At 52.2% G+C, this 14,133-nt stretch carries 6 protein-coding genes, 2 tRNA genes, 2 rRNA genes and 2 pseudogenes (1 of these 12 only partly in view); 6 read left to right on the plus strand and 6 right to left on the minus strand.

Annotated features, from left to right (window positions below):
* From QFZ34_RS04745 to QFZ34_RS04770, 6 genes and pseudogenes are all read left to right on the plus strand, one after another.
* Positions 1 to 20: transfer RNA gene (locus tag QFZ34_RS04745), tRNA-Ala, on the plus strand; it begins 56 nt to the left of the window's first position.
* 392 nt (positions 21 to 412) lie between these two features.
* A 23S ribosomal RNA gene (locus tag QFZ34_RS04750) occupies positions 413 to 3,231 on the plus strand.
* Positions 3,232 to 3,437: 206 nt separating this feature from the next.
* Positions 3,438 to 3,552, plus strand: a 5S ribosomal RNA gene (rrf, locus tag QFZ34_RS04755).
* A 390-nt stretch (positions 3,553 to 3,942) separates the two neighbouring features.
* A tRNA-Met gene (locus QFZ34_RS04760) sits at positions 3,943 to 4,019 on the plus strand.
* 186 nt (positions 4,020 to 4,205) lie between these two features.
* Positions 4,206 to 5,196, plus strand: a pseudogene (locus QFZ34_RS04765) (TAXI family TRAP transporter solute-binding subunit).
* Between the two features lie 79 nt (positions 5,197 to 5,275).
* Positions 5,276 to 7,345 carry a TRAP transporter permease gene (locus tag QFZ34_RS04770; RefSeq protein ID WP_307277598.1) on the plus strand — a complete coding sequence of 690 codons (2,070 nt, stop codon included), beginning with the start codon at positions 5,276 to 5,278 and terminating at the stop codon, positions 7,343 to 7,345.
* Between the two features lie 36 nt (positions 7,346 to 7,381).
* Here QFZ34_RS04770 and QFZ34_RS04775 read toward each other — a convergent pair whose 3' ends face one another.
* The 6 genes and pseudogenes from QFZ34_RS04775 to mctS all read right to left on the minus strand — a co-directional run bounded on the left by QFZ34_RS04775 (position 7,382) and on the right by mctS (position 13,945).
* Positions 7,382 to 8,311 carry a bile acid:sodium symporter family protein gene (locus tag QFZ34_RS04775; protein WP_307277601.1) on the minus strand — a complete coding sequence of 310 codons (930 nt, stop codon included), beginning with the start codon at positions 8,309 to 8,311 and terminating at the stop codon, positions 7,382 to 7,384.
* Positions 8,312 to 8,465: 154 nt separating this feature from the next.
* Entirely contained in the window at positions 8,466 to 9,581 is a 1,116-nt protein-coding gene (locus QFZ34_RS04780; RefSeq protein ID WP_307277603.1) for a TRAP transporter substrate-binding protein, read from the minus strand.
* A 52-nt stretch (positions 9,582 to 9,633) separates the two neighbouring features.
* The gene (locus tag QFZ34_RS04785; protein WP_307277607.1) at positions 9,634 to 11,223 is read right to left on the minus strand and encodes a TRAP transporter large permease; all 1,590 of its coding nucleotides are present in this window, start codon (positions 11,221 to 11,223) and stop codon (positions 9,634 to 9,636) included.
* Positions 11,224 to 11,236: 13 nt separating this feature from the next.
* Entirely contained in the window at positions 11,237 to 11,785 is a 549-nt protein-coding gene (locus tag QFZ34_RS04790; protein WP_307277609.1) for a TRAP transporter small permease subunit, read from the minus strand.
* A gap of 114 nt (positions 11,786 to 11,899) precedes the next feature.
* The gene (gene mctR / locus QFZ34_RS04795; RefSeq protein ID WP_307277614.1) at positions 11,900 to 12,556 is read right to left on the minus strand and encodes a two-component system response regulator MctR; all 657 of its coding nucleotides are present in this window, start codon (positions 12,554 to 12,556) and stop codon (positions 11,900 to 11,902) included.
* Positions 12,553 to 13,945 (minus strand): annotated as a pseudogene (gene mctS, locus QFZ34_RS04800) (two-component system sensor histidine kinase MctS). Before mctS ends, mctR begins: the two are co-directional and overlap by 4 nt.
* Positions 13,946 to 14,133: the final 188 nt, after the last annotated feature.

Here is a 14,133-nt window from a genome sequence, read left to right on the forward strand (position 1 = left end):
GATCCCGTCCGCCTCCACCAAAGGTTTTGGAGATGGACGATGCGAAGGCAAGTATCATGTGAGGGAAGAAACAAGTTTGCAGCTTGTCGGGTTTAGGCCTGCAGGTTGCCTGTTCTGTATGACATTGTGAAGAGAAGATAAGTTCGGATTATTCCGGATGTTCAAGGATTTGCGCCTTTGTGTGCTGATCTGCCGGCCTTATGGCCATGAACGCCGGGTAATGTCGTCAGGGGTGCTCATCAAAAGCCTCTGACTTATGATTGGCCGCTTAACCGCAGAGCCATCGAATTTATCTCAAGAAGCTGGTCTTTTTTGTCAAATCGATTGTTGCTGGGTGTTTTAGCAGCCTGTTGGTATCCCCCACAGGTGCAAGATGCTCGTTAAGGCAAGGATGGATATTGGCAATGAGAATGATCAAGTGTCTTAAGGGCATTTGGTGGATGCCTTGGCATGCACAGGCGATGAAGGACGTGATACGCTGCGATAAGCGTCGGGGAGGTGCGAATACCCTTTGATCCGACGATTTCCGAATGGGGAAACCCACCTTAGATATCTAGAAAATTTGAGTTGTTGGACGAATGTTCGAAGAACAATTCATTTTTCTAGATATCATAATAAGGTATCTAACTTTCGAATACATAGGGGTTAGAAGCGAACCCGGGGAACTGAAACATCTAAGTACCCGGAGGAAAGGACATCAAACGAGACTCCGTAAGTAGTGGCGAGCGAACGCGGACCAGGCCAGTGGCTTTTGTGAGACAAGTGGAACACCTTGGAAAGGGTGGCTAGAATGGGTGATAGCCCCGTACACGTAATGCGAACAGAAGTCCTTGAGTAGGGCGGGACACGTGAAATCCTGTCTGAACATGGGGAGACCACTCTCCAAGCCTAAGTACTCGTGCATGACCGATAGCGAACCAGTACCGTGAGGGAAAGGTGAAAAGCACCCCGACAAGGGGAGTGAAAGAGATCCTGAAACCGAATGCCTACAAACAGTTGGAGCCCAAGATTTGTTCTGGGTGACAGCGTACCTTTTGTATAATGGGTCAGCGACTTAGTCTGACGAGCAAGCTTAAACCGGTAGGTGTAGGCGCAGCGAAAGCGAGTCTGAACAGGGCGTTCAGTTCGTTGGATTAGACCCGAAACCAAGTGATCTAGCCATGAGCAGGTTGAAGGTAAGGTAACACTTACTGGAGGACCGAACCCGCATCTGTTGCAATAGATTGGGATGACTTGTGGCTAGGGGTGAAAGGCCAATCAAACTTGGAGATAGCTGGTTCTCCGCGAAATCTATTTAGGTAGAGCGTCGATCGAATACCTTCGGGGGTAGAGCACTGGATGGGCTAGGGGATCTCACCGATTTACCAAACCTAACCAAACTCCGAATACCGAAGAGTACTAATCGGCAGACACACGGCGGGTGCTAACGTCCGTCGTGAAGAGGGCAACAACCCTGACCACCATCTAAGGTCCCTAAGTTATGGCTAAGTGGGAAAGGATGTGAGGATCCCAAAACAACCAGGATGTTGGCTTAGAAGCAGCCATCATTTAAAGAAAGCGTAACAGCTCACTGGTCTAAATAAGGGTCTTTGCGCCGAAAATGTACCGGGGCTAAAGCCATACACCGAAGCTGTGGATTTGCATGTAAATGCAAGTGGTAGCGGAGCGTTCTGTAAGCCGTTGAAGAGGGACCCGTGAGGGCCTTTGGAGGTATCAGAAGTGAGAATGCTGACATGAGTAACGATAAAGGGAGTGAGAGACTCCCTCGCCGAAAGTCCAAGGGTTCCTGCTTAAAGTTAATCTGAGCAGGGTTAGCCGGCCCCTAAGGCGAGGCCGAAAGGCGTAGTCGATGGGAACCACGTTAATATTCGTGGGCCTGCGGGTAGTGACGGATCGCGTATGTTGTTCCTCCTTATTGGATTGGAGGGGCTTCGGGGCGGTTCCAGGAAATAGCTCCCGCGTATAGACCGTACCCTAAACCGACACTGGTGGACTGGTAGAGAATACCAAGGCGCTTGAGAGAACTGCGTTGAAGGAACTCGGCAAATTGCACGCGTAACTTCGGAAGAAGCGTGACCCTTTTTTACGCAAGTAGAGGAGGGTGGCACAGACCAGGGGGTAGCGACTGTTTACCAAAAACACAGGGCTCTGCGAAGTCGCAAGACGACGTATAGGGTCTGACGCCTGCCCGGTGCTGGAAGGTTAAGAGGAGAGGTGCAAGCTTTGAATTGAAGCCCCAGTAAACGGCGGCCGTAACTATAACGGTCCTAAGGTAGCGAAATTCCTTGTCGGGTAAGTTCCGACCTGCACGAATGGCGTAACGACTTCCCCGCTGTCTCCAACGCAGACTCAGTGAAATTGAATTCCCCGTGAAGATGCGGGGTTCCTGCGGTTAGACGGAAAGACCCCGTGCACCTTTACTATAGCTTTACACTGGCATTCGTGTCGGCATGTGTAGGATAGGTGGTAGACTTTGAAGCGGGGGCGCCAGCCTTCGTGGAGTCATCCTTGAAATACCACCCTTACCTATATGGATGTCTAACCGCGGTCCGTTATCCGGATCCGGGACAGTGTATGGTGGGTAGTTTGACTGGGGCGGTCGCCTCCTAAAGAGTAACGGAGGCGCGCGATGGTGGGCTCAGACCGGTCGGAAATCGGTCGTCGAGTGCAATGGCATAAGCCCGCCTGACTGCGAGACTGACAAGTCGAGCAGAGACGAAAGTCGGTCATAGTGATCCGGTGGTCCCGCGTGGAAGGGCCATCGCTCAACGGATAAAAGGTACGCCGGGGATAACAGGCTGATGACCCCCAAGAGTCCATATCGACGGGGTTGTTTGGCACCTCGATGTCGACTCATCGCATCCTGGGGCTGGAGCAGGTCCCAAGGGTATGGCTGTTCGCCATTTAAAGCGGTACGTGAGTTGGGTTCAGAACGTCGTGAGACAGTTCGGTCCCTATCTGCCGTGGGTGTAGGAATATTGACAGGATCTGTCCCTAGTACGAGAGGACCGGGATGGACGTATCTCTGGTGGACCTGTTGTGGCGCCAGCCGCATAGCAGGGTAGCTATATACGGACGGGATAACCGCTGAAGGCATCTAAGCGGGAAACCCACCTGAAAACGAGTATTCCCTATCAGAGCCGTGGAAGACCACCACGTTGATAGGCCGGGTGTGGAAGTGCGGCAACGCATGAAGCTTACCGGTACTAATAGCTCGATTGGCTTGATCATTCTCATTACTTATATCCATCTGACAAAGTCAGATGAAATAGATTGTCTCACGCGCCCTATCGCACCTTTGGTGCGGGCGCTGCGACAGCGCGCCGGGCAACCGGCGACGGCCAAGTCGGCCTTGTGGGCAAATGCCCGCAAGATCGATCATCGCCAACAATCAAGACAAACAATTCCAGCTTCTTCATTTTGTTGCGCTTTGCTGACCTGGTGGTTACAGCGGGGTGGCTGCACCCGATCCCATTCCGAACTCGGCCGTGAAACGCCCCTGCGCCAATGGTACTTCGTCTCAAGACGCGGGAGAGTAGGTCGCTGCCAGGTCTGCTAAACGCAACAAAATGCTGCTCAAATCACACAACAATACATAACAGACCAATCAGGCCGCGCCAGAATACGTTCAGGACGCGGCCTTTTTGCTTTTGGCAAACATTCCGGGTAATCTGGACAATGCCAAAAGCACAATGGCAATGGCAGCAATGCCCTCCTGCCACAAAAGGGTGGAGCAGCACCCCGTCCGAAAGCCGAAAAAGCACCTTCGCTTTTGAGGCCGGACAAACGGAGAAGTCCGGGCTGCAAACGGCGTCAGCGCCGGTCTTGGTAACGCGGGGTGGAGCAGCGCCCCGTCCGAAAGCCGAAAAAGCACCTTCGCTTTTGAGGCCGGACAAACGGAGAAGTCCGGGCTGCAAACGGCGTCAGCGCCGGTCTTGGTAACGCGGGGTGGAGCAGCCCGGTAGCTCGTCAGGCTCATAACCTGAAGGTCACAGGTTCAAATCCTGTCCCCGCAACCAATAACTCAACATCCCCCAAAGCACAGCCCAACAAGCCAAGTAGCAAGCAACCAGCAGTAATCCAGCTCTATAAGCTGCCAAGTTGCGACACATCACCAGTAACCCCAAAAGACTTGCATAAGAGAACAGTTGACATTTTAATTCTGGATTACGATCCTTGTGGTTCACAACCATAAAGGGAACCCCATGAAATTTCTCAAGAACGTCCAGTCGTTGGCGGTAGGGGCCATTGTCGGTTCACTATGTTTTGCCACTGCGATCGCTGTTGCACAGACACCAGCCTTCTTTCGCATAGGCACTGGCGGGACAGCCGGTACATATTATCCGATTGGGGGTCTGATAGCGAACGCCATATCCGGCGCTGGCGACAAGGGCGTACCGGGATTGGTTGCCACTGCCGTTTCATCCAATGGCTCCGTCGCAAATATCAATGCAATTCAAGGCGGAGCTTTGGAATCAGGCTTTACCCAGTCCGAGTGTTGCCTATTGGGCGCATAGCGGCACGGGCCTTTATGAAGGCAAGAACAAAGTAGATGATCTGAGATTGATCGCAACGCTCTATCCTGAAACAATCCATTTAGTGGCCAGAAAGGATGCAGATATAAAGTCTGTTGCCGATCTGAAGGGTAAGCGCGTTTCATTGGACGAGCCAGGATCCGGAACAATTGTGGACGCACGTATTGTGCTTGCTGCATATGGCATTACCGAGAAGGACATTAAAGCCGAACACCTGAAGCCCGGTCCAGCAGGAGATCGTTTGCGCGATGGTGCATTGGATGCCTATTTCTTCGTGGGCGGTCATCCCACGGGAGCTATATCCGAACTGGCAACCTCGAGCGGTATCTCGCTTGTACCGATCAACGGCCCCGAGGCTGACAAGCTGTTGTCGGAAAACAGCTTCTTTGCGAAAGATACGGTACCGGCCGGTGCCTATAAGGACGTTGCCGAAACAGAGACGATCTCAGTTGCTGCCCAATGGGTAACGAGCGCAAAACAACCAGAGGAACTTGTCTATAATATTACCAAGGTAATGTGGAATGACGCTACCCGCGCATCACTTGATGCAGGACATGCAAAGGGAAAGCTGATAACCCTGAAAAATGCAACGACCGGACTTGGAATACCTCTTCACCCAGGTGCCGAACGCTTTTACAAGGAAGCAGGCGTTCTGAAATAGAACGGACACTTCAGTTGCTGCGCATGCGGCTTTAAGCCGTATGCCATGACCTGCCACAGAAAATGCGACGGAGCACGGGATGCCCATTCCTTCGGCTGAGAGACCACCTTTATCTCCAATGGAGCTGGACGAGGCCAAAGCACGGGAACTTGAAGAACAGTTCGATTCTGAGATTCGGTTTCGGCCGCTTGCTCCAATCGCGGCGCGGCTCGTCGGTGGGCTTTTGGTGGCACTGTCGCTCTTCCACTATTATACGGCTGGTTTTGGCCTTCTTTCTGAAATGGTGCACAGGGGCATCCATCTGTCCTTTGTGCTGGGTCTGGTTTTTCTGGTTTTTCCCTTCTCCCGCAAAGGTTACGACAAACCAGTTAGCGCTTCACTGTGGCGCCCGCTCGGTATTTCTGTACTAGACTGGCTTCTTGCTATCGGCGCGGTAGTCGCGGTTGCGCATGTTCCTTTGATACCGCTCGATGATCTAGCATTTAGAGTAGGCAACCCAACCAAGACAGACGTAGTCCTCGGAGCCCTGCTTATTGTGGTACTCCTTGAAGCAACGCGCCGCTCCGTCGGATGGCCGCTGCCAATCATCGCGCTTCTGTTCATGGCGTATGCGCTATATGGGCCCTCAATGCCTGGCATTTTGATACATCCGGGTGCAACCGTTTCCCAGCTTGTCGATCACCTATATCTGACGACGCAAGGTATTTACGGTATCGCCCTCGGTGTCGTCGCCACCTATGTCTTTCACTTCGTGCTTTTTGGCGTATTCGCTACACGAATTGGTCTCGGGCAACTTTTTCTGGATTGCGCGGCGTGGGTTGCCGGCCGCTATGCAGGTGGGCCAGCGAAGGTTTCGATTTTTGGCTCGGCGCTTTTCGGCATGATCTCCGGTTCCTCCGTCGCCAATACCGTAACGGTTGGTTCGTTGACGATACCCGCAATGATCCGTCTCGGATACAAGCGGCACTTCGCAGCCGCCGTAGAATCGGCCTCCTCAACAGGTGGGCAAATTACGCCACCCATAATGGGTGCGGCGGCTTTTCTGATGATCGAATTTTTGGATTTACCCTATACAACGATCATTCTCGCCGCGATTGTGCCTGCATTTATGCACTTTTTCGGGGTTCTCGTTCAGGTACATTTCGAGGCAAAGCGTACGGGTCTCCGCGGTATGCGGGCCGACGAAATGCCCGACTTAAAAGAAGCCTTCAAGAGGGATTGGCCGACGGTCATTCCACTCATCGTCCTGATAGGAATACTTCTGGTAGGATATACGCCCTATTTGGCAGCTTTCTGGGGCATAACGCTGTGTATTCTCGTTGGTCTTTTTAACCCGCGCAAAAGAATGTCGGTGAGCGAGGTTCTGGAAAGCCTTCGCGATGGAGCAAAATATGCACTGGCAGTTGGGGCCGCCGCTGCCACGGTCGGTATAGTCGTTGGTGTCGTAACCTTAACCGGCGTCGGGTTCAAAATATCGTTCATCGTCACATCAACAGCTGCAGAAATGGCAAGCTGGTTCGGTACCGTGTTGCCAACGATGATGTTCGCCCCCCAGTCCCTAACGCTGCTCTTCACGCTCGTCATGACCGGCATTGTTTGCATCCTTATGGGATGCGGAATTCCGACCACTGCCAATTATATTATCATGGCGACCATTGCGGCCCCAGCACTCGGAATACTTGGCGTTGAGCCGATAGTGGCTCACTTTTTCGTCTTCTATTACGGAGTTCTGGCCGACATTACACCGCCAGTCGCGCTGGCGGCCTACGCTGCAGCTGGCATGGCGGGCGCAGATCCGTTCAAAACAGGAAACACCGCGTTCCGGCTAAGCATGGGTAAGGTGTTGGTACCCTTTGTTTTCGTCTTCTCACCCTCGCTGCTGTTGGTTACGGCCAATTTTACCTGGAGCGCTTTTTTCACGGCCTTCCTTGGCTGTATGCTCGGAATAACCTGTCTCGGCGCTGCACTGTCCGGCTTTATGCTGGTCCGGACAAAATTATGGGAGCAAGTATTGCTTATCCTTGCGGCAATCCTGCTCGTAGTACCGGAGCTCTACTCCTCCCTTATCGGGGCCTTGCTGATCGCGCCCGTGCTCGTAAGGCAAATAAGAGATCTCAAACGATCGCCTCCCATGCCAGTTTCTGTTTAGCATACGCGCTCACGCGTATGCAGGACTGGCTACAATTCATGCTTCTTCTTTGCCTGCAAAGTAATTGGCGAGCAGCGCTCCGGAAATATTGTGCCATACGCTGAAGATGGCACTGGGAACTGCGGCAACCGGAGAAAAATAGCTGCTGGCGAGTGCGGCGCCCAGGCCGCTGTTCTGCATGCCAACCTCAATGGCAATTGCCTTGCGTTTCGACAAGGAAAGCCCGCTGGCTTGGGCCGCAAAAAAACCGAGCAGGTAACCCAGTCCATTATGAAGGACAACGACTGCAAAAATCATGAGGCCAGATTGGAGGATGGCGCCCTTGCTTGCACCAACCACCGCTGCAACGATCAATACAATGCCCACCACGCTAACGAGAGGCAATACCGGCACCGCCGATTTGACAATCGATGGAAGAAGTCTTTGCATCAGGAAGCCCAACGCCAATGGCAACAGGATAACCTTGAGAATGCTGATAAACATGGCCGTGGCGTCAACGGGTAGATATTGACTGGCAAAAAGCCAAACGAGAAATGGCGTGACAAGGGGTGCGGTCAATGTTGTGACGCTTGTGCAGGCAACGCTCAGTGCAACGTCGCCCTTGCTCAAATAGGTCATAACATTGCTTGACGTGCCGCCAGGACAACATCCTACCAAAATGACGCCGGCTGCAATTTCAGGGGACATGGGAATAATTCTAGTCAACAAAACAGCCAGCAAGGGCATTATGATGAACTGGGACATCACGCCGATAAGAACTTCAAAAGGACGTTTTCCTACTTCCTTGAAATCGTCCAATGAAAGGGTAAGACCCATGCCAAACATGATGATGCCGAGCAGGGTTACGATATAAGGCGTCAGCTGTTTAAATGTATCGGGAAACAGAAAGCCGAGAACAGCAAATATTATGACCCATAGCGCAAAGGTCTTGCCAATGAATGCCGAAAAATTTGCAAGAATCTTCAAGGTTGCCTCCCGTGATCTGAGCGAAGGCGTTTAGACGTGGAACGCGTTAAGTTCAATACATCGAGATCACAATTTACAATATTCAAAGGATGAAAGCAGATCCTGACCCAAGCGGGGTGGCGACCGGCACCGAGTGCCGGGTCGCCTTGATTATTTATTTACCTGATGCCTGAGCCGTATAAACATAGCTATCATAACTATATTCGGCCACGCGGAACCATTCAAAAGATTCATCACGGAATTTCTTCCACGCAGGATATATTTTAGCCCATGCAGGATTACTGGCGTTGTATTCTTCATACAACTCGAAGGTCGCCTTGTAGGCAGCATCCATCACATCGCGTGGAAGAGGGCGAAGTTGGACGCCCTTGCCCACTAGCGAGCGAATGGCCGTTGTGTTCTTTACATCATACAGCGCCTGCATGTTGATGTTAGCTGCTTTGCAAGCAGTGTCTAGCGCCACTTTATATGGTTCAGGCAGTGCCTCATATTGGCCCTTGTTGATGTAAAAATGGATAGTCAGTCCGCCTTCCCAGTAAGCTGGATAATAATAATAGGGTGCGATTTGATAAAAGCCCAGGCGCTCGTCGTCGTATGGGCCGACCCACTCGGCGGCATCGATCGTGCCACGCTCCAGAGCAGGATAGATATCGCCTCCCGGGAGCTGCTGAGGCACGACGCCCAGCCTTGACATCACTTCCCCGGCCACGCCTGCAATGCGCATTTTGATGCCCTTAAGATCGGCAACGCTGTTGATCTCCTTGCGGAACCAGCCTCCCATCTGGGCGCCGGTACCGCCGCCGGGTTTCCCGACAACGCCGTAATCCGCGAGGAATTCATCGTAAAGTTCATTGCCACCACCATGATAGAGCCACGCGTTTTGTTGTCTTGCGTTCAAGCCGAAAGGAATTGTCGAACCGATAGCAAATGCTGGATTCTTGCCTGTAAAATAATATCCACATGTATGCGCGATCTCGACCGTGCCTCCCTTGACGGCATCAAGTGCCTGTGCGCCAGGGACCAGTTCGCCGGCTTGGAAAACTTGAATTTGGAATCTACCTTCCGTGATCTTGGACAGCGCCTCTGCCATAACAACAGCGCCGCCATAAATAGTATCGAGATTGTTTGGAAATCCTGAGGTCAGGCGCCAACGCAACGTGGGCAATTCCTGTGCGATTGCTGGAGCGGCAAGAGTGGCCGCGGCCGCCGTGGCAGCGCCGCCAATTGCTGTTTTAGTCAAAAAGCTTCTGCGATCTATTTTATGTGTCATGATGTTCCTCCTGGATTTTGCAGATGTTTTTCACAAACGCGCTGCCAATTAATTACTGGGGAGCGTTGGCTGGTGGTTTGACGGGTTGACCAAAACTTGGCGTGGGCGAACCAAAGGCAGGGGGCGATGGGGCTTGTGGCGAGGGCGCTTGGCCACCGAAAGACGGGGCAGGTGCGCCAAATGGTTGAGGCGGCGTTCCAAATGGATTTGTAGAACCGGCACCGGGCATAGGAACATTCAATTGGATACTCGCCGGATCAACCGCTAGCGCATTGGACTTGTAGTGGGTTACAAGCTGTGGAAACACCATGACGAGTCCGACCATCGTCAACTGAATACCGAGGAAGGGCAGTGCTCCCCAGTAAATCTGTCCTGACGTGACGGGCTGAATTGTGGCTCCCGTAACCCTGTCCTTATAGGCGCGCGACGGTGCCACCGATCGCAGATAAAACAGCGAGAAACCGAACGGCGGATGCATGAACGAGGTCTGCATGTTGATCGCCAGCATGACGCCGAACCATATGAGGTCGATGCCCAACGCATCAGCGACCGGTGCCAATAGCGGGATGATGATGAACGCCAATTCGAAGTAGTCAAGAAAGAACGCCAGGAAGAAAACTAAAAGGTTAGCGATGATTAGAAAGCCAATGACGCCGCCGGGCACGGACGTCATCAGGTGTTCAACCCAGATATGGCCGTTCACACCATAGAAAGTAAGCGAAAACACACGCGCGCCAAGCAAAATGAAAATAACGAAAGAAGAAAGCTTGGCTGTTGCATAGAGCGCAGACGTTATCATCGGCATGTCTAACCTTCGATTGAGGCCAGCGAGTGCCAAAGAACCCACTGCTCCCATGGCTCCGCCTTCGGTCGGGGTTGCCAGACCGATAAATATGGTCCCCAGGACCAGAAAAATCAGCACCAGCGGAGGCACCAGAGACGTTATTACCTTTTGAAGTAGCTTCCACCCGCGCAAGGTTCGTGCCTCGGCAGGCAATGCGGGCACTCGTGTCGGATGAATGAATGACATGACAATGATGTAGGCCGAATAGGCGGCGACAAGCATCAATCCGGGGACCAATGCACCCTTATACATGTCCCCTACGGAGCGGCCAAGCTGGTCGGCAAGAATGATCAACACAAGGCTTGGGGGAATGATTTGAGCCAATGTTCCCGACGCTGCAATAGTGCCTGCCGCTACGCGGCGATCATATCCATAACGGAGCATGATTGGCAGCGATATAAGCCCCATGGAAATAACAGAAGCTGCTACCACGCCTGTGGTTGCTGCGAGAATTGCTCCAACGAAAATGACTGCAAATGCAAGGCCGCCACGGACCGGGCCAAAGAGTTGGCCGATAGTGTCCAGCAATTCTTCGGCCATACCGCTTCGCTCCAGTACCAGTCCCATGAAGGTAAAGAAGGGAATTGCCAGCAAAGTCTCGTTGGACATCTGACCAAATATACGGTCGGGAATAGCGCCGAAAAGATTGATGGGTAGAAGACCCATCTCAATTCCGACAAAGCCAAAGAGAAAGCCGACAAAGGCGAGCGCAAAAGCCACCGGATAGCCCAGCAACAATACGACAATCAGTGACAGGAACATGATTGGCGCGAGATTTTCCGCGATGATGGCAAACATGATTGTTCCCGGATTAGAGTATAGCAGCGTCAGCGTCGGCAATTGCCACGGCGTCAGGAATGTGACCCCTGAGGATCGCGATGCGTTTTATCAGCTCGGAAAGCCCCTGAAGAGCAAGAAGGCCGAAGCCCGCGGGTATCAACGCCCATACCGGCCACAAAAGCAGGCCGCCAGTATTGTTTGAGACTTCGCCGCTGGCTAGTTTTGAAAGAACCACAGGCCAGGAGAGGTAAATCGTGATGAGGCAGAAGGGAAAGAGAAAGAAAAGCGTTCCAAAAACCTCAATCCAGAGTTGCGATCTTCGTTTTATCTGACCGTAGATCAGATCGACCTTCACATGTTCATTGTTAAGCAGAGTGTAGCCGGCAGCAAGTAAAAAGACCGCGGAAAATAAATACCACTGCGCCTCTAGCCACGCATTTGAGCTGACATTGAAGAGTTTACGGGTTGTTGCGTTGATCGCACTGATGAGAACTGCGGCGAGAACAAGCCATGATACCGCCTTGCCGACAAAGGTGTTGATCGCATCAATGGCACGCGACACGGACAATAATACTGACATTGGCATCCTCCCGTGACCGAGCGCTTCCCTAGCGTGTTCCGGCCTGGCGAACTCGTATGTCGCGATGTCAGTTGGGACAAGCCATCTAAATAAACAAATGGACTTGTCTACCCACTAATGGGTATCCGGACCCGACTGGCTGACGAGTCCATTCTCAATGGCGTAGCGGGTCAGACCTGCCGTGGAGGTAATATTCAATTTTTTCTTGATGTTCTTGCGATGCGTTTCAACCGTTGTTGCTGAAATCCCCAGAGCAAGTGCGATATCGCGATTGCTGTTGCCTGCTGCTATCAACAGCAGTACGTCATGTTCCCGTGTTGTTAAAGGCAGCGCGTTTTCGGCAGTTCTGCGCTCAAGCAGTACATCCGCAACGCCAGATGAAAAATAGGTTTTTCCAGTCGCCACAGCTTCGATGGCCGAGACTATTTCGTCAGTGGAAACGTCTTTCAAAATATAGCCAGAAGCTCCGTGCATGACCGAAGTGGAGATATATTCGCGGCTGTCATGCATGGAGAGCATCAGAATGCGGGTATCCGGCAATTGTTCTTTGAACAATTCAATAGCTTCGATACCGTTTATTTGTGGCATGTTGATATCCATCAAGACCACGGCCGGTAGGGTCGATTGCGCGATTTCCAAGCCTTCTCGTGCAAGCCGCGCAACACCCACAACAGCGATATGCGGATAGGTCTCCAGCAATGCGCGCAGACCGTCCAAGACAAGGGGATGGTTGTCAACCAATAGTACTTTGATTGGGTGGGTCTTGTTCATGCAGCATTTGCCGCAGGCTTGGATTTCAGCATGGCGGATCTTGGCAGCATAGCAGTAAGAGTGGTTCCCTCGACATCTGATTTCACCAGGAGCAAACCGCCAAAGTGGGCCATTCGCTCTTGCATGTTGCGCAAACCGAGTCCGCCAAGACGCGGAGACTTGTCTTTGCCGGGGGGCTGACTGAAGCCGTTTCCATTATCGGAAACGACCATTTGTATACGGCCAGCGTTCGTGGAAACAATGATGTCAACGCGCGTTGCGGCAGCGTGACGCTCGACATTGTTCAAAGCCTCCTGTGCCACACGATAAAGTGCCGTGCTCGCCTCCGCTTTAAGCATGTTTTTATAATCGATCGACGAAAAATTCGCCTCGATGCCAGTCCGTTCAGTGAAATTGTGCACCAGTGCCTGGAGGGCAGGTGCCAGGCCAAGATCGTCAAGAAACACGAGGGCGCAAATCATGCGAAAGCCTTCGAACTTCTTTGATAGCGCCATTAAGTGCTTCGGCTCCGCGGTTGATTGCTGTTGCCGCATCAAGGCTTTGACTGTTAACCTTCCTGCTTGCCAGATCAATCGCATACCGTACGCCGACAAGATTTTGCGAAATACCATCATGTAGCTCCCGGGCAAGTCTGGAGCGCTCTTCTTCCTGGGCGTTGATGACACGTTGGGTCAACTGCTTGAGCTTGCTGTCAGCCAGCCGCCGTTCTCGAAGGTTCAAGAGCATGCAAGTGGCAAAAACAATAAGCACTGCTGGCAAGGCGATAAGGGCAACGGTCCAAAACGTATTGCCGATACTGCTGCGAAGATCAGCTTTGGCCGCGGCAGTTTGGGTAAAGACATCATCCAAATAAACCCCTGTGCCAACCATCCACTTCCATTTATCAAGGCCAACGGCGAATGAAAGCTTGTCGGCCATGATTCCGGCAGAAGGTTTCTCCCATTTATACTGGTGCAATCCACCCCCCTGCTTTGCCTTCTCGATCAGATTGGCAATCACCTGATCACCATCGGGGTCTAGCAACCTGAGCCAATTATGGCCGGGACGGAATGCTTGGCGCGGATGAACAACGTTGTTCCCGTCATAATCATAGACAAAGAAATAACCGTCCTTGCCGTAGTCCAAACCCGTGAGGATAGCCCGGACCTGCTCCTTGGCATTCTCGTCATCCGGGCCAGCCGACTGATAAATGTTCTGAATTGCTGAAAGAGCGAGATTGGTAAGATTGAGTAGTTCGGTTTTTTTTGCATCAAGCATATTGCGCTCAAATGTATCGATACTGCTTTGCACTAGGTTCGTTGATTGCAAGGTTAGCAGCGTCGTTACTGATAATATGGCCAGAACCAGCGGAACAATTGCCAGTGCGACGATCTGATGCCTTAAGTTCAAGGTAAGTATCTCCTTGCCGAAAAATGAAAGACAGTGATGTCTTCGTAACTCACAACAACTGTAACATATTTTCGCAATTGGTAAGTCTTTGACAATCAATAGAAGTTGCTACGTCCGCTGATCATCGCGGTCATTGGTTTCGGGCGCCCAAAGCCCGTGTCTACTTGCCGGTCTCGCAGCGAGCACGT

Source organism: Phyllobacterium ifriqiyense, assembly GCF_030817885.1.
GTDB classification, from domain to species: Bacteria; Pseudomonadota; Alphaproteobacteria; order Rhizobiales; family Rhizobiaceae; genus Phyllobacterium; species Phyllobacterium ifriqiyense.